The organism is Pseudomonas sp. RIT778, assembly GCF_019718735.1.
GTDB lineage: Bacteria > Pseudomonadota > Gammaproteobacteria > Pseudomonadales > Pseudomonadaceae > Aquipseudomonas > Aquipseudomonas aphyarum.
In genome coordinates, this window is sequence record NZ_JAIHBA010000002.1 from 70,885 (window position 1) to 87,909 (window position 17,025).

Here is a 17,025-nt window from a genome sequence, read left to right on the forward strand (position 1 = left end):
CCGCAACCGTACTCCCTAATAAATTCAAGATTGGAGACAACAATGGCCGAAGCAAAAGTACTCAGTGGCGCCGGGCTCCGGGGCCAGGTTGCCGGGCAAACCGCACTGTCCACCGTGGGCCAGGCCGGTGCCGGGCTGACCTATCGCGGCTACGACGTACGCGAACTGGCAGCAGACGCACAATTTGAAGAAGTGGCATACCTGCTGCTCTACGGAGAGCTGCCGACCAAGGCACAGCTCGCCGACTACCAGAACAAACTCAGCAAGCTGCGCGACCTGCCGCAAGCGCTGAAAGAAGTGCTGGAACGCATCCCCGCCGACGCTCACCCGATGGACGTGATGCGCACCGGTTGCTCGTTCCTGGGCAACATCGAGCCGGAGAAAGACTTCTCCGAGCAACGCGACAAGACCGACCGCCTGCTGGCCGCGTTCCCGGCGATCATGTGCTACTGGTATCGCTTCAGCCACGACGGCAAACGCATCAATTGCGTGACGGACGAGCAGTCCATCGGCGGCCACTTCCTGCACCTGCTGCACGACAAGAAGCCGAGCGAACTGCACGTCAAGGTGATGAACGTGTCGCTGATCCTCTACGCCGAGCACGAATTCAACGCCTCGACCTTCACCGCTCGGGTGTGCGCTTCGACCCTGTCCGACCTGTATTCCTGCGTCACGGCAGCCATCGGTTCGCTGCGCGGCCCGCTGCACGGCGGCGCCAACGAAGCGGCGATGGAAATGATCGAGCGCTTCTCGTCGCCGGAAGAGGCGATCAAGGGCACCCTCGGCATGCTCGAACGCAAGGACAAGATCATGGGCTTCGGCCACGCGATCTATAAGGACAGCGATCCGCGCAACGAGGTGATCAAGGGTTGGTCGAAAAAGCTCGCCGACGAAGTGGGCGACAAGGTGTTGTTCGCCGTCTCGGAGGCCATCGACAAGACCATGTGGGAGCAAAAGAAACTGTTCCCCAACGCCGACTTCTACCATGCCTCGGCGTACCACTTCATGGGCATCCCGACCAAGCTGTTCACCCCGATCTTCGTCTGCTCGCGCCTGACCGGCTGGGCAGCGCACGTGTTCGAACAGCGCGCCAACAACCGCATCATCCGTCCAAGCGCCGAGTACACCGGCGTCGAACAGCGCAAGTTCGTGCCAATCGAACGTCGCTGAATGGTGGGGGCGACCCCGCAAGTTGCTGAATGAACCGGAAACCTATGTGGGAGCGGGCTTGCTCGCGAAGACGGACTGACATCCAACATTGATGTCGACTGATACATCGCTTTCGCGAGCAAGCCCGCTCCCACATTTGACTGAGTTCATTCAGTACTGGTGCCGCGCCTACCCCTTGTTATCACCGTGACCGAGTCCTGACCGATGAACACAGAATTTCGCAAGAACCTGCCCGGCACGCCGCTGGACTTTTTCGACGTCCGTGCGGCTGTCGATGCGATCCAGCCCGGCAGCTACGACACCCTGCCGTACACCTCTCGCGTGCTGGCGGAAAACCTCGTGCGTCGCTGCGACCCGGCCACGCTCACCGATTCCCTGAAACAACTGATCGAGCGCAAACGCGATCTCGACTTCCCGTGGTTCCCGGCCCGCGTGGTGTGCCACGACATTCTCGGCCAGACCGCGCTGGTGGATCTGGCCGGCCTGCGTGACGCGATTGCCCAGCAGGGCGGCGACCCGGCGCAGGTCAACCCGGTGGTGCCGACGCAACTGATCGTCGACCACTCGCTGGCGGTGGAAGCGGGCGGTTTTGACAAGCAGGCGTTCGAGAAGAACCGCGCCATCGAAGACCGTCGCAACGAAGACCGCTTCCACTTCATCAACTGGACCAAAAAGGCGTTCAAGAACGTCGACGTGATCCCGCCGGGCAACGGCATCATGCACCAGATCAACCTGGAGAAAATGTCGCCGGTGATTCAGGTGCGCGACGGCGTGGCGTTCCCGGACACCTGCGTCGGCACCGACAGCCACACCCCGCATGTCGATGCGCTGGGCGTGATTGCCATTGGTGTCGGTGGTCTCGAAGCCGAGAGCGTGATGCTCGGCCGCGCGTCGTGGATGCGCCTGCCGGAAAGCGTCGGCGTCGAACTGACCGGCAAGCTGCAACCGGGCATCACCGCCACCGACATGGTGCTGGCGCTGACCGAATACCTGCGCAAACAGAAAGTGGTCGGTGCGTGGCTGGAGTTCTTCGGCGAAGGTGCTTCGGCACTGACCCTCGGCGACCGCGCGACCATCTCCAACATGGCCCCGGAGTACGGCGCCACGGCGGCGATGTTCTACATCGACCAGCAGACCATCGATTACCTGAAACTCACCGGTCGCGAAGACCAGCAAGTGCAACTGGTCGAGCAATACGCCAGGCAGATCGGCCTGTGGGCTGACAGCCTGAAAGGCGCGCAGTACGAGCGCGGCCTGACCTTCGATCTGTCTTCGGTGGTGCGCAACATGGCCGGCCCGAGCAACCCGCACGCCCGCGTGGCGGTGTCGGATCTGGCGGCCAAAGGCATCGCCGGCCAATGGGAAGACGTGCCGGGGCAAATGCCTGACGGCGCGGTGATCATCGCGGCCATCACCAGTTGCACCAACACCAGCAACCCACGCAACGTGATCGCCGCCGGCCTGCTGGCGCGCAACGCCAACAAACTCGGGCTGACCCGCAAACCGTGGGTCAAGTCGTCGCTGGCGCCGGGCTCGAAAACCGTGGCGCTGTACCTCGATGAAGCGGGGCTGACCACGGAGCTGGAGCAACTCGGTTTCGGCGTTGTCGCCTTTGCCTGCACCACCTGCAACGGCATGTCCGGCGCGCTGGATCCGGTGATCCAGCAAGAGATCATCGACCGCGATCTGTACGCCACCGCTGTGCTGTCCGGCAACCGCAACTTCGACGGCCGGATTCACCCGTACGCCAAGCAGGCGTTCCTCGCTTCGCCGCCGCTGGTGGTGGCTTACGCGATTGCTGGCACCATCCGTTTCGATATCGAAAAAGATGTGCTGGGCGTGGTCGACGGCAAGGAAATCCGCCTGAAAGACATCTGGCCGAGCGACGAAGAAATCGACGCGGTGGTGAAATCTTCGGTCAAGCCTGAGCAGTTCCGTCAGGTCTACATCCCGATGTTCGCCATCCATGAAGACACCGGCCCGAAAGTCACGCCGCTGTACGACTGGCGAGAAATGAGCACCTACATCCGCCGTCCGCCGTACTGGGAAGGCGCGCTCGCCGGGGCTCGTCCGCTCAAAGGCATGCGCCCGCTGGCGGTGCTGCCGGACAACATCACCACCGATCACCTGTCGCCGTCGAACGCGATCATGCTCGACAGCGCCGCCGGCGAATACCTGGCGAAAATGGGCCTGCCGGAAGAGGACTTCAACTCTTACGCGACCCACCGTGGCGACCACCTGACCGCGCAGCGCGCAACGTTTGCCAACCCGAAACTGTTCAACGAAATGGTCGTGGAAAACGGCAAGGTCAAGCAGGGTTCGCTGGCCCGTGTCGAGCCGGAAGGCCAAGTGATGCGCATGTGGGAAGCCATCGAAACCTACATGGAACGCAAGCAGCCGCTGATCATCATCGCCGGCGCCGACTACGGTCAGGGTTCTTCCCGCGACTGGGCGGCCAAAGGCGTGCGTCTGGCGGGTGTGGAAGCGATCGCCGCGGAAGGTTTCGAGCGCATTCACCGTACCAACCTGGTGGGCATGGGCGTGTTGCCGCTGGAATTCAAACCGGGCACCGACCGCAAGACGCTGGGTATCGACGGCAGCGAAACCTACGACGTGATCGGCGAGCGCACGCCGCGCGCCGACCTGACGCTGGTAATTCATCGCAAGAACGGCGAGCGCGTCGACGTGCCGGTGACCTGCCGCCTCGACACTGCCGAAGAAGTGTCGATCTACGAGGCCGGCGGCGTGTTGCAGCGCTTCGCTCAGGACTTCCTCGAAGAGTCGGCGGTTGCCGTTTAAATCAACTGATGTGGGCATGGGACTTCAAGTCCAATGCCTTCGTTAAGGAGCACCATGGCTCACGCACCGCAAATAAAGATCCCCGCCACCTACATGCGTGGCGGCACCAGCAAAGGCGTGTTTTTCAGCCTCAAGGATTTGCCCGAAGCCGCGCAGATTCCCGGCCCGACCCGCGATGCGCTGTTGCTGCGGGTAATCGGCAGCCCCGACCCGTACGACAAGCAGATCGACGGCATGGGCGGCGCCACGTCCAGTACCAGCAAAACCGTGATCCTGTCGAAAAGCATCAAGGCCGATCACGACGTCGATTACCTGTTCGGTCAGGTGTCCATCGACAAGCCGTTCGTGGACTGGAGCGGCAATTGCGGCAACCTGTCGGCGGCGGTCGGTTCGTTCGCCATCAGCAACGGTCTGGTGGACGCCAGCCGCATCCCGCACAACGGCGTGGCGGTGGTTCGCGTGTGGCAGGCCAACATCGGCAAGACCATCATTGCCCACGTGCCGATCACCAACGGCGAAGTCCAGGAAACCGGTGATTTCGAACTCGACGGCGTGACCTTTCCGGCTGCTGAAGTCCAGGTCGAGTTCATGGACCCGGCGGCGGAAGAAGAGGGCGGCGGGGGCTCGATGTTCCCCACCGGCAACCTGATCGATGAGCTGGAAGTCCCGGGCGTCGGCACGTTCAAGGCGACCATGATCAACGCGGGTATCCCGACGATCTTCGTCAACGCCGAAGACATCGGTTACACCGGCACCGAACTGCAGAGCGCGATCAACAGCGATCCGAAAGCGTTGCAGATGTTCGAGACGATTCGTGCTTATGGCGCGCTGCGCATGGGGCTGATTTCGAATCTGGATGAGGCGGCCAAGCGACAACACACGCCGAAGGTTGCGTTTGTCGCCAAGCCTGCGGATTACGTCGCGTCCAGTGGCAAAGCCATTGGCGCCGGGGATGTGGATTTGCTGGTGCGGGCGTTGTCGATGGGCAAGCTGCACCACGCGATGATGGGGACGGCGGCGGTGGCGATTGGCACCGCGGCAGCGATTTCCGGCACTTTGGTGAATCTGGCGGCTGGCGGTGTTGAACGCAATGCTGTGCGGTTCGGGCATCCGTCCGGGACGTTGCGTGTCGGGGCTGAGGCGAGTCTGGAAAACGGTGAGTGGGTCGTGAAGAAAGCGATTATGAGCCGTAGTGCGCGCGTCCTGATGGAGGGCTACGTACGCATCCCCGGAGATTCTTTCTGACGTAACACAGATCCAAATGTGGGAGCGGGCTTGCTCGCGAAAACGGTGTATCAGGCAACATCAACGCTGGATATGCCGGCCCATTCGCGAGCAAGTCGAATCGTCGCACCGCCGCTCCCACAGGTTCTGTGTTTCAACAATAAGAATGGTTTAAAACCAAGACTCAGCCTGAACCGAGGTCCCATCAACGAACCACTTTGAAGAGTGAATCGAACATGAGCGCCAACGTCGACCTGAACAACCGCCCCGACTACGACCGTGTCCTGCAGGACATCGCCGATTACGTCCTCACCTGCAAGATCGAATCCGCCGAAGCCCTCGACACCGCCCGCAATTGCCTGATGGACACCCTGGGCTGCGGCCTGCTGGCCCTGCGTTTCCCCGAGTGCACCAAACACCTCGGCCCAATCGTCGAAGGCACCGTCGTCCCATTCGGCGCACGAGTACCTGGCACCTCCTATCGCCTCGACCCCGTAAAAGCCGCGTGGGACATCGGCTGCATCGTGCGCTGGCTCGATTACAACGACACCTGGCTCGCCGCCGAATGGGGGCATCCGTCGGACAACCTCGGCGGTATTCTCGCGGTGGCCGATCACCTGTCGCAAAAGCGCCTGGCGAACGGCGAAGCGCCGCTGACCGTGCGCGACGTACTCGAAGCCATGATCATGGCCCACGAAATCCAGGGCGTGATCGCGCTGGAAAACTCGTTCAATCGCGTAGGCCTCGACCACGTCATCCTGGTGAAAGTCGCCTCTACCGCGGTGACCGCCAAACTGATGGGCGCCAACCGTGAGCAGCTGCTATCAGCGTTGTCCCACGCGTTCGCCGACGGCCAGGCATTGCGCACGTACCGCCATGCGCCAAACGCCGGCTCGCGAAAATCCTGGGCGGCAGGGGATGCATCGAGCCGGGGCGTGCGGCTGGCGGATATCGCGATGCGCGGCGAAATGGGGATTCCCGGCGTCTTGAGTGCCAAACAGTGGGGCTTTTACGACGTATTGTTCAGCCACACCAACAACGATCTGGCGCTCAAGCCCGAAGACAAACGCACCTTCAGTTTCTCGCGGCCGTTCGGCAGTTACGTGATGGAAAACGTGCTGTTCAAGATCAGCTTCCCCGCCGAATTCCACGCGCAAACCGCCTGCGAAGCCGCCGTGACCCTGCACCCGCAGGTGCGCAATCGTCTGCATGAGATCGACCGGATCGTCATCACCACCCACGAATCGGCGATTCGCATCATTTCCAAGGTCGGGCCGCTGGCCAATGCCGCCGACCGCGATCACTGCCTCCAGTACATGACCGCCGTGCCGCTGGCGTTCGGCAATCTGGTGGCCGAGCAGTACGAGGATGATTTCCACAAGGCCCATCCGGTCATCGATGTGCTGCGCGAGAAAATGGTCATCGTCGAGGATCCGCGCTTCACCCGTGAATACCTGGAGGCCGACAAGCGTTCGATTGCCAACGCGGTGCAGGTGTTTTTCAAGGACGGTTCGAGCACGGAAAACGTGGTGGTGGAGTACCCGATCGGACACCGTCGGCGCCGCGCAGAGGGCATTCCATTGCTGGAGGACAAGTTCAGGGCGAACCTGGCCACCCGTTTTACCGGGCAGCGCAGCGGGGAAATTCTTGCGTTGTGCAAGGATCAGGCGCGGCTTGAGGCCACGCCGGTGAACCGGTTTGTCGATTTGTTTGTTATCTGAGGGTGAGGGACCGCGTTATCGTTCAATCGCGAGCAGGCTCGCTCCCACATTTTGAATGCAAACCTCCTGTGGGAGCGAGCCTGCTCGCGATAGCGATAGATCAGGCGCCGAGAATCTATTTGAAGCGCCGCTCGACGCCTTTTTCCACGAGGATCTTCGCGGAGATTTCTTCTACCGAGAAATGCGTGGAGTTGATGTTCGGGATGTTCTCGCGGCGGAACAGGTTTTCCACCTCGCGCACTTCGAACTCGCACTGGGCGTAGCTCGAATAGCGGCTGTTGGGCTTGCGTTCGTTGCGGATCGCGGTAAGGCGGTCCGGATCGATGGTCAGGCCGAACAGCTTGTGCTGGTGGGCGCGCAGGGCGGCCGGCAGTTGCAGGCGTTCCATGTCGTCTTCGGTCAGCGGGTAGTTGGCCGCACGGATGCCGAACTGCATCGCCATGTACAGGCACGTCGGCGTCTTACCACAACGCGACACGCCCACTAGTATCAGGTCGGCCTTGTCGTAATAGTGCGTGCGGGCGCCGTCGTCGTTGTCGAGGGCGAAGTTCACCGCCTCGATCCGCTCCATGTAATTGGAGTTGTGACCGATGGAGTGGGATTTGCCGACGGTGTAGGAAGAATGCTCGGTCAGTTCCTGTTCGAGAGGGGCAAGGAACGTCGAGAAAATGTCGATCATGAAACCATTGGAGGTTGCGAGAATCTCACGAATGTCCTGATTGACGATGGTGTCGAAGATGATCGGCCGGAAACCGTCGGTTTCAGCGGCTTTGTTGATTTGTTGTACCATGGCCCGCGCTTTTTCAACGCTGTCGATGTACGGCCGCGTGAATTTGCTGAAGGTAATGTTTTCGAACTGCGCCAGAAGGCTTTGACCCAGGGTTTCGGCGGTGATGCCGGTGCCATCGGAGATAAAGAAAGCAGATCGTTTCATTTGCACCTTGGGCCTTAAGCTAATGAGTATTTCTGGATATGATAGGCGCGATTTGCCGGCCGCCATTGGCCCGCATTCTCACTTATTTTCCAGGTCCAGGCCATACAGCCGGCCAACGCTCCCCCGAGCCGCCGGTTTCTGAGCTTTTCCAACACAGTTAGTGGAGAGATCACCTTGGTAGAGTACGTAGTTTCCCTCGATAAGCTCGGCAAACACGATGTTGAGCATGTGGGGGGCAAGAACGCATCCCTGGGCGAGATGATCAGTAACCTGGCCGGTGCCGGTGTTTCGGTCCCCGGCGGCTTCGCCACCACGGCGCAAGCCTATCGCGACTTCCTGGAACTGAGCGGTCTGAACGATCAGATCCACAAGGCCCTCGATGCGCTGGACGTCGATGACGTCAATGCCCTGGCCAAGACCGGTGCCCAGATCCGCCAATGGATCATGGAAGCCGAATTCCCTGAAAAACTGAACACCGAGATCCGCACCGCGTTCGCCGCGCTGTCGGCCGGTAATCCTGACGTGGCCGTGGCCGTGCGTTCCTCCGCCACCGCCGAAGACTTGCCGGACGCTTCGTTCGCCGGTCAGCAGGAAACCTTCCTGAACATCCGTGGCGTGGAAAACGTCATCCGCGCGGCCAAGGAAGTGTTCGCTTCCCTGTTCAACGACCGTGCCATTTCCTACCGCGTGCACCAGGGCTTCGACCACAAACTGGTCGCCCTGTCGGCCGGCGTGCAGCGCATGGTGCGTTCGGAAACCGGCACCGCCGGTGTGATGTTCACCCTCGATACCGAATCCGGCTTCCGTGACGTTGTGTTCATCACCGGCGCCTACGGCCTGGGCGAAACCGTCGTACAAGGCGCGGTGAACCCGGACGAATTCTATGTCCACAAGGGCACGCTGGCAGCCGGTCGTCCGGCAATCCTGCGCCGCAACCTGGGCAGCAAGGCCATCAAGATGATCTACGGCGACGAGGCCAAGGCCGGTCGTTCCGTGAAAACCGTTGATGTCGACAAGGCCGAACGCACGCGTTTCTGCCTGACCGACGCTGAAGTCAGCGAGCTGGCCAAGCAGGCGATGATCATCGAGAAGCACTACGGCTGCCCGATGGACATCGAGTGGGCCAAGGACGGTGACGACGGCAAGCTGTACATCGTGCAGGCCCGTCCGGAAACCGTGAAGAGCCGCACCCAGGCCAACGTCATGGAACGTTACCTGCTGAAAGAAACCGGCACCGTGCTGGTGGAAGGCCGTGCCATTGGCCAGCGCATCGGCGCCGGCAAGGTGCGGATCATCAAGGACGTGTCCGAGATGGACAAGGTCCAGCCGGGCGACGTGCTGGTCTCCGACATGACCGACCCGGACTGGGAACCGGTAATGAAGCGCGCCAGCGCCATCGTCACCAATCGTGGCGGCCGTACCTGCCACGCGGCGATCATCGCCCGTGAGCTGGGTATTCCTGCGGTCGTCGGTTGCGGCAACGCCACCCAACTGCTGAAGGATGGCCAGGGTGTGACCGTGTCCTGCGCCGAAGGCGACACCGGCTACATCTTCGAAGGCGAGCTGGGCTTCGACATCAAGAAGAACTCCGTCGACGCCATGCCGGAGCTGCCGTTCAAGATCATGATGAACGTCGGCAACCCGGACCGCGCCTTCGACTTCGCGCAGCTGCCGAACGCCGGTGTGGGCCTGGCCCGTCTGGAATTCATCATCAACCGCATGATCGGCGTGCACCCGAAAGCGCTGTTGAACTACGACGGCCTGCCGCAGGACATCAAGGAAAGCGTCGACAAGCGCATCGCCGGTTACGACGATCCGGTCGGCTTCTATGTCGAGAAACTGGTTGAAGGCATCAGCACCCTGGCCGCTGCGTTCGCACCGAAGAAGGTCATCGTGCGTCTGTCGGACTTCAAGTCCAACGAATACGCCAACCTGATCGGGGGCAAACTCTATGAGCCGGAAGAAGAAAACCCGATGCTGGGCTTCCGTGGCGCTTCGCGTTACATCAGCGAATCGTTCCGTGACTGCTTCGAACTCGAGTGCCGTGCGCTGAAGCGCGTGCGCAACGAGATGGGCCTGACCAACGTCGAAATCATGGTGCCGTTCGTCCGTACCCTCGGCGAAGCCAGCCAGGTGGTGGATCTGCTCGCCGAAAACGGCCTGGCACGTGGCGACAACGGTCTGCGCGTGATCATGATGTGCGAACTGCCATCCAACGCGATCCTGGCTGAAGAATTCCTCGAATTCTTCGACGGTTTCTCGATCGGTTCCAACGACCTGACTCAGCTGACACTGGGTCTGGACCGTGACTCCGGGATCATCGCGCACCTGTTCGACGAGCGTAATCCGGCGGTCAAGAAGCTGTTGGCCAACGCGATTGCCGCGTGCAACAAGGCCGGCAAATACATCGGCATCTGCGGTCAGGGCCCTTCGGACCACCCGGACCTGGCCAAGTGGCTGATGGAGCAGGGCATCGAAAGCGTGTCGCTGAACCCGGACACCGTGCTGGAAACCTGGTTCTTCCTTGCCGAAGGCCAGGCGGCGGAATAAGCCGTGAATGAAGCCTCGGCCCGTTGAACCGGGTCGGGGCTTTAAGATTGAAGTAGGGCGAGCTCTCCGGATGCCGCCCTTTTTTGTGCAAGAGCATTATGCAAAGCAGCAGCAACCTATTTCCTGTCGCCCTGATCAGCGCCGAACGACGCGGTGATCTGAGCGAAGACGTTTACCGTTTGAAACCGGGCAACAGCCCTGACTGGTCCGTGGAAATCGCGGTAACCCGTCTCGGCATGGCGGATGAGCCGGCGTCGCGCGGCGTGCCGGTGATCTTGCTGCACGGCAGTTTTTCCAACCGGCGCTTCTGGTTTTCGCCGAAGGGCCTTGGCCTGGGCGCGTATCTGACGCGTCTGGGCTTCGATGTGTGGATCCCGGAAATGCGCGGCCACGGCTTGTCCCAGCGCAACGAGGACTACCGCCGCAACCGCGTCGCCGACTATGCCCGTTACGATCTGCCGGCCATTGCCGCGTTCGTGCGTGAGCAGAGCGGGCAGATTCCGCACTGGATCGGCCACTCGCTGGGTGGCATCACGTTGGCGGCTGCGCTGGGCGGCGAATACCTTGGTGAGCCAGCGGTGGCCTCGGCCGCGTTTTTCGGCACCCAGGTCAGTCGCACGTACTGGCCGCTGAAGATTCCGCCGGTGGAGTGGAGCGGGCGCTTCATTCTCAAGCGTTTTGCCCAGTTGTCCGGCTCGCGGCTCAAGCGCGGCCCCGAGGACGAGCCGATCGGCCTGGCGCTGGAAAGCATGCGCTGGTACGGATTGTTCGGCCGTTTCGGCGACAAGGACAAGGATTGGTGGGCAGGCCTTGCCGATGTGCAGATACCGGTGCTGGCAGTGAGCGCGGCGGGGGATCATCAGGATCCGGCTTGGGCGTGCCAGAAGCTGTTCGAACAGATTGGTTCCGAGCACAAGCAGTTCATCAACCTGGGCCGTGAGCAGGGTTTCAACGATCAGTTCGGGCATGTCGAGATGCTGGTCAGCAAGGCGGCGCAGGCTGAGGTCTGGCCGCTGGTGGCGCGTTGGCTGGCGGATCAGCACACGCCGTTGCTCGGCGAGAAGCCGGATCTGGCGGCAGCGGTCTGAACGCGGCGCCCTGAAAAGGGCATTTCGTTCGAGTCGGCTTGCGGCTAAGATATGACGCATTGGACGGTTCTGGTCATATTTAGTGACTGTTTCGCTATTACGTTTCAGCTTGTGTTCAGGTTCGTTCAGCGACCATGACATGGGCTAAGGTAAACAGCGACCGCCGGAACTCGTTTCAAAAGAGTGCGACATCCTTGATCGTCTTCCTTGTTACAGGAGTTATTCGATGAACCATTACCTTACGCCTGACCTGTGCGACGCCTATCCGGAGCTGGTTCAGGTGCTGGACCCGATGTTCAGCAATTTCGGCGGCCGTGATTCGTTCGGCGGCGAGATCGTGACCATCAAGTGCTTCGAAGACAACTCGCTGGTCAAGGAGCAGGTCGAGCTCAAGGGTAATGGCAAGGTGCTGGTGGTTGATGGTGGCGGTTCCCTGCGTCGCGCGCTGCTGGGTGACATGCTCGCCGAGAAGGCCTCGAAAAACGGTTGGGAAGGGCTGGTCATCTACGGCTGCATCCGTGATGTCGACGTCATCGCCCAGACTGATCTTGGCGTACAGGCCCTGGCCAGCCACCCGATGAAGACCGACAAGCGCGGTATCGGCGACCTCAACGTGCCGGTGACCTTCGCGGGTGTCACTTTCCATCCCGGCCAGTACATCTATGCGGACAACAATGGCGTGATCATCTCGCCAAGCCCGCTGAAAATGCCTGAATAAATCGCGGTAACCACAGGGGTGAGGATGTTCGAGGAAGAAAACGCGCAATGGGGGCTGGTGCATGCCCTGGTGCTGGACGGTAAAGGCGGTGCGCGTTCGATAGCCCGGACTGATCTCGACGATCTGCAACTGCAGGCTCATGAAAGCCTGTGGTTGCACTGGGATCGCAGTCACCCGCAGACCCAGACCTGGCTGCGCAAATCCAGTGGGCTCAACGAGTTCACCTGCGATCTGCTGCTGGAAGAAAACACCCGCCCACGCCTGTTGCCGCTGCCGGATTCCGAACTGCTGCTGTTTTTGCGCGGGGTCAATCTCAACCCCGGTGCCGAGCCGGAAGACATGGTGTCGGTGCGGATTTTCGCTTCGGCCCAGCGGGTGATTTCCCTGCGCTTGCGTCCATTGCGCGCCACCGACGAGTTGCTGGTGATGCTGGGCGAGGGCAAAGGGCCGAAAACCTCGTCCGAACTGATGCTTTATCTGGCGCAATTCCTCACCAACAAGGTGCAGGATCTGGTGACTTGCCTCTCCGAAGTGGTCGATGAAGAGGAAGAAAAACTGGATGCCGACGAACGGTATACCCCCGAGCATGGCGCCATTTTGCACATCCGTCGCCGGGCTGCCGGACTGAAGCGTTTTCTGGCACCGCAGCGGGATATTTTCGGACAGCTGACGCGGATAAAACTGCCATGGTTCGTCGATGACGATGCCGACTACTGGAACGAATTGAACAACAGCCTGACCCGTTATCTCGAAGAGCTCGAATTGACCCGAGAGCGCGTGGGGCTTGTGCTGGAGGCCGAAGACCGGCGATTGAGCGTGCGCATGAATCGCACGATGTATCGCTTCGGGATCATCACCTGCATCTTTTTGCCGATGAGTTTTCTGACCGGTCTGCTGGGCATCAATGTCGGCGGCATTCCGTTCGCGAGCAGCCCTTATGGTTTCCTGATCGCCTGCCTGACGGTGCTCGCCCTGGCGTTCGGACAATGGTGGTTGTTCCGCCGTTTGCGCTGGGTATGAAGATGCGCCATGTGACCCGACCAAATTTGCCCGCGTCTTTCACAGACATCACGAGAGGTGCGTATGCACGATCCGTTTGAACAGTCTTTGCGCGACATGCTCAACGCCTCGCCGTCCAGCCGCGACGACGATGCCTGTCTGGGCCGCGTACTCAAAACCGCCAACCGCCAGGTTGGCGCCGGCGATCTGTTCAGCCTGCTGGGCCGCTGGCTGCCCGCGCTGATGATCGCTCTGAATAACGGCTCGGCCCATGTCGCGCCGGTCTCCCGTCTTCGTAAACCTACCGCTCGCACTGCTGATAAGGCTGATTGAATATGGAACTTGATCTCTGGACTCAGAGCCTCGTCACTGCAATGACTGCGTTGTGGACCAAAGTCGCTAACTTCATTCCGAACCTGTTCGGCGCACTGGTTGTGCTGCTGTTGGGTTTTGTCGTGGCCAAGCTGCTGGACACCTTGCTGTCCAAACTGCTGGCCAAACTGGGCCTCGATCGCCTGATGGGCGGCACCGGCCTGACCAAATTGATGTCCCGCGCGGGACTGCAAGTGCCGATCTCGACCCTGATCGGCAAGATCGTCTATTGGTTCGTTCTGCTGATTTTCCTGGTTTCGGCAGCAGAATCCCTTGGACTTGAGCGAGTTTCAGCTACGCTTGACATGCTCGCGCTGTATTTGCCGAAAGTGTTCGGTGCCGCGCTGGTGTTGTTGGTGGGTGTGCTGCTCGCACAACTGGCCAATGGCCTGGTTCGCGGGGCGGCAGAAGGCGTAGGCCTGGACTACGCTTCAGGACTTGGGCGAATTGCCCAGGGCCTGGTGATCATCATCAGCATTTCGGTCGCGATCAGTCAGTTGGAGGTCAAGACCGACCTGCTGAACCATGTGATCGTCATCGTATTGATTACCGTTGGTCTGGCGGTTGCGCTGGCCATGGGTTTGGGAAGCCGGGAAATTGCCGGTCAGATTCTTGCGGGAATCTATGTGCGTGAGTTGTATCAGGTTGGGCAACAAGTGCGTATTGGCGAGGTCGAAGGCCAGATCGAAGAGATCGGCACGGTTAAGACCACATTGCTGACCGATGAGGGTGAGCTAGTCTCTCTCTCCAATCGGATCCTGCTGGAGCAGCATGTGAGTAGCCGCTAACCCGGCAAACCCTGCTAATGTATGCCGCCGCAAAATGCCAGCTGTCGCTGGCTGCGGTGGACATTGACCTGACTGTCGGCACGACTTGTTTTGAATAAAGCCCAAACGCTATCCACGCGCTACGACCCCCGCGAGCTCTCTGATGAGGAGTTGGTCGCGCGCTCGCATACCGAGCTTTTTCACGTGACGCGCGCGTATGAAGAATTGATGCGGCGTTACCAGCGCACATTATTTAACGTTTGTGCGCGATATCTTGGGAACGATCGCGACGCAGACGATGTCTGTCAGGAAGTGATGTTGAAGGTGCTGTACGGCCTGAAGAACTTCGAGGGGAAATCGAAGTTCAAGACGTGGCTATATAGCATCACTTACAACGAATGCATCACGCAGTATCGGAAGGAACGGCGAAAGCGTCGCTTGATGGACGCACTGAGTCTTGACCCCCTCGAGGAAGCGTCCGAAGAAAAGGCGCCGAAACCCGAGGAGAAGGGCGGACTGGATCGCTGGCTGGTGTATGTGAACCCGATTGACCGGGAAATTCTGGTGCTACGATTTGTCGCAGAGCTGGAATTTCAGGAGATCGCAGACATCATGCACATGGGTTTGAGTGCGACAAAAATGCGTTACAAACGCGCTCTTGATAAATTGCGTGAGAAATTTGCAGGCATTGCTGAAACTTAGTTCGGCGCAAATATCTCTTACGTGTAGGCAAGTTCTGATAGACTTGCCGCCGAGTTGTCCCCCGGTTTGCGGGACTGCTTCACAATCACCAGATGGGGATTTAACGGATGAAACTGAAAAACACCTTGGGCTTGGCCATTGGTTCTTTGATTGCCGCCACTTCTTTCGGCGCTCTGGCACAAGGCCAAGGCGCAGTTGAAATCGAAGGCTTCGCAAAGAAAGAACAATTCGACAGCGCTCGTAACTTCAAGAACAACGGCAACCTGTTCGGCGGTTCGATCGGTTACTTCCTGACCGACGACGTTGAACTGCGTCTGGGCTACGACGAAGTGCACAACGTGCGTGCCGACGATGGCAAGAACGTCAAAGGCGCTAACACCGCTCTGGACGCTCTGTACCACTTCAACAACCCAGGCGACATGCTGCGTCCATACGTCTCGGCCGGTTTCTCCGACCAGAGCATCGACCAGAACGGCTCGAACGGTCGTAACCGTTCCACCTTCGCCAACCTGGGCGCTGGTGCCAAGCTGTACTTCACCGACAACTTCTACGCCCGTGCTGGCGTTGAAGCTCAGTACAACATCGACCAGGGCGACACCGAGTGGGCTCCTAGCGTCGGTATCGGTGTGAACTTCGGTGGCGGCTCCAAGCCTGCTGCTGCTCCACTTCCAGCACCAGCTGAAGTCTGCTCCGACAGCGACAACGACGGCGTTTGCGACAACGTTGACAAGTGCCCGGACACCCCAGCCAACGTAACTGTTGACGCTGATGGCTGCCCTGCAGTTGCTGAAGTTGTTCGTGTTGAGCTGGACGTCAAGTTCGACTTCGACAAGTCGGTTGTGAAGCCAAACAGCTACGGCGACATCAAGAACCTGGCTGACTTCATGAAGCAGTACCCATCCACCACCACTACTGTTGAAGGTCACACTGACAACGTCGGTCCTGACGCTTACAACCAGAAACTGTCCGAGCGTCGTGCAAACGCCGTTAAGCAAGTTCTGACCAACCAGTACGGTGTTGAATCGTCCCGCGTTCAGTCTGTTGGCTACGGCGAAACCCGCCCAGTTGCTGACAACAAAACTGACGCTGGCCGTGCTGTTAACCGTCGCGTAGAAGCGCAGGTTGAAGCTCAAGCTAAGTAATTAGCTGCCGCTCCGAGAAAAGCCCGGCTTAGGCCGGGCTTTTCTTTGCCTGCGATTTGGTGAAATCGGGGATTTTCAGGCCAATCGGTCGGCTGGCCAGTGAATCGAATCGACCTGGGACGCAGCCGCTGCGACGGCACCTATGACCAGAATCGCAGGGCTTTTGAGCTGGAAACCAAGGGCATCGTCTTCCATCGCTGTCAGATTGCTGCGACATTCGCGTTGTTCTGGCAATGAAGCATTCTCGATCATCGCCACCGGCGTATTCGCCGCCATGCCGCCCGCCAGCAGTTGCTCGCGAATCTCGCCGAGCTTCGCCACCCCCATGTAAATCACCAGCGTCGTCCCGCCTTGCGCCAGCGCCCGCCAGTTCAACTGGCTATCGTCCTGGGTATGAGCCGTGACTAGCGTCACGCCTCGGGCCACGCCGCGCAACGTCAGTGGAATATCACACTGGGTCGCGCCGGCCAGTCCGGCGGTGATGCCATTGACCAATTCCACCTCGACCCCGCGCTCGCGCAACCACTGCGCTTCCTCACCCCCACGCCCGAAAATGCACGGATCGCCACCCTTGAGCCGCACCACGCATTTACCCTGACGGGCATAACGCAGCATCAGCCGATGGATGAACGCCTGGGGCGTCGAGCGGCAGCCGCCGCGTTTGCCGACCGCGATAATCCGCGCAGCAGGGCAGTGCTCAAGTACCGCCTCATTGACCAGATCGTCGATCAGCACCACCTCGGCCTCGCGCAAGGCACGCGCCGCTTTGAGCGTCAGCAATTCAGGATCACCGGGGCCCGCGCCCACCAGCCAGACTTTCGCGTTCATGGTGTTTTCCT

14 protein-coding genes are annotated in these 17,025 nt (G+C 60.1%); 12 read left to right on the forward strand and 2 right to left on the reverse strand.

Annotated elements, in window-relative coordinates:
- The first annotated feature begins 42 nt into the window (after positions 1-42).
- From prpC to prpD, 4 genes are all read left to right on the forward strand, one after another.
- Entirely contained in the window at positions 43-1,170 is a 1,128-nt protein-coding gene (gene prpC / locus K5E37_RS01875; RefSeq protein ID WP_221532967.1) for a 2-methylcitrate synthase, read from the forward strand.
- Between the two features lie 204 nt (positions 1,171-1,374).
- On the forward strand, positions 1,375-3,969 hold the full coding sequence (gene acnD, locus K5E37_RS01880; protein WP_221532968.1) for a Fe/S-dependent 2-methylisocitrate dehydratase AcnD: 2,595 nt from the start codon (positions 1,375-1,377) through the stop codon (positions 3,967-3,969).
- Positions 3,970-4,023: 54 nt separating this feature from the next.
- Entirely contained in the window at positions 4,024-5,214 is a 1,191-nt protein-coding gene (gene prpF / locus K5E37_RS01885) for a 2-methylaconitate cis-trans isomerase PrpF (RefSeq protein WP_221532969.1), read from the forward strand.
- Positions 5,215-5,429: 215 nt separating this feature from the next.
- Positions 5,430-6,914, forward strand: coding sequence for a 2-methylcitrate dehydratase (gene prpD, locus K5E37_RS01890; protein WP_221532970.1), 1,485 nt, complete (start codon positions 5,430-5,432; stop codon positions 6,912-6,914).
- Positions 6,915-7,029: 115 nt separating this feature from the next.
- Here prpD and K5E37_RS01895 read toward each other — a convergent pair whose 3' ends face one another.
- Complete coding sequence (locus K5E37_RS01895; RefSeq protein WP_007951980.1) at positions 7,030-7,848, reverse strand: pyruvate, water dikinase regulatory protein; 819 nt, start codon at positions 7,846-7,848, stop codon at positions 7,030-7,032.
- 174 nt (positions 7,849-8,022) lie between these two features.
- Here K5E37_RS01895 and ppsA point away from each other — a divergent pair, with 174 nt between their 5' ends.
- From ppsA to K5E37_RS01935, 8 genes are all read left to right on the forward strand, one after another.
- Positions 8,023-10,398 (forward strand): phosphoenolpyruvate synthase, encoded by a 2,376-nt coding sequence (ppsA, locus tag K5E37_RS01900; RefSeq protein WP_221532971.1) that lies wholly within the window; start codon positions 8,023-8,025, stop codon positions 10,396-10,398.
- Between the two features lie 98 nt (positions 10,399-10,496).
- Positions 10,497-11,486: an alpha/beta fold hydrolase gene (locus K5E37_RS01905; protein WP_085609042.1), complete on the forward strand. Its 990-nt coding sequence runs from the start codon at positions 10,497-10,499 to the stop codon at positions 11,484-11,486.
- A gap of 226 nt (positions 11,487-11,712) precedes the next feature.
- Positions 11,713-12,204, forward strand: coding sequence for a ribonuclease E activity regulator RraA (gene rraA / locus K5E37_RS01910; protein WP_007951984.1), 492 nt, complete (start codon positions 11,713-11,715; stop codon positions 12,202-12,204).
- Between the two features lie 24 nt (positions 12,205-12,228).
- A complete protein-coding gene (locus K5E37_RS01915) occupies positions 12,229-13,224 on the forward strand; it encodes a zinc transporter ZntB (protein ID WP_007951985.1) in 996 nt (331 codons plus the stop codon).
- Between the two features lie 63 nt (positions 13,225-13,287).
- Positions 13,288-13,536 carry a hypothetical protein gene (locus K5E37_RS01920; protein ID WP_007951986.1) on the forward strand — a complete coding sequence of 83 codons (249 nt, stop codon included), beginning with the start codon at positions 13,288-13,290 and terminating at the stop codon, positions 13,534-13,536.
- 2 nt (positions 13,537-13,538) lie between these two features.
- Positions 13,539-14,363 carry a mechanosensitive ion channel family protein gene (locus K5E37_RS01925; RefSeq protein WP_007951987.1) on the forward strand — a complete coding sequence of 275 codons (825 nt, stop codon included), beginning with the start codon at positions 13,539-13,541 and terminating at the stop codon, positions 14,361-14,363.
- A gap of 90 nt (positions 14,364-14,453) precedes the next feature.
- Positions 14,454-15,044: an RNA polymerase sigma factor SigX gene (sigX, locus tag K5E37_RS01930; protein ID WP_011333251.1), complete on the forward strand. Its 591-nt coding sequence runs from the start codon at positions 14,454-14,456 to the stop codon at positions 15,042-15,044.
- A 107-nt stretch (positions 15,045-15,151) separates the two neighbouring features.
- The gene (locus K5E37_RS01935) at positions 15,152-16,186 is read left to right on the forward strand and encodes an OmpA family protein (protein ID WP_221532972.1); all 1,035 of its coding nucleotides are present in this window, start codon (positions 15,152-15,154) and stop codon (positions 16,184-16,186) included.
- Between the two features lie 75 nt (positions 16,187-16,261).
- Here the strand turns inward: K5E37_RS01935 and cobA are convergent, their stop codons facing one another.
- Positions 16,262-17,014: a uroporphyrinogen-III C-methyltransferase gene (gene cobA / locus K5E37_RS01940; protein ID WP_221532973.1), complete on the reverse strand. Its 753-nt coding sequence runs from the start codon at positions 17,012-17,014 to the stop codon at positions 16,262-16,264.
- Positions 17,015-17,025 lie beyond the last annotated feature (11 nt).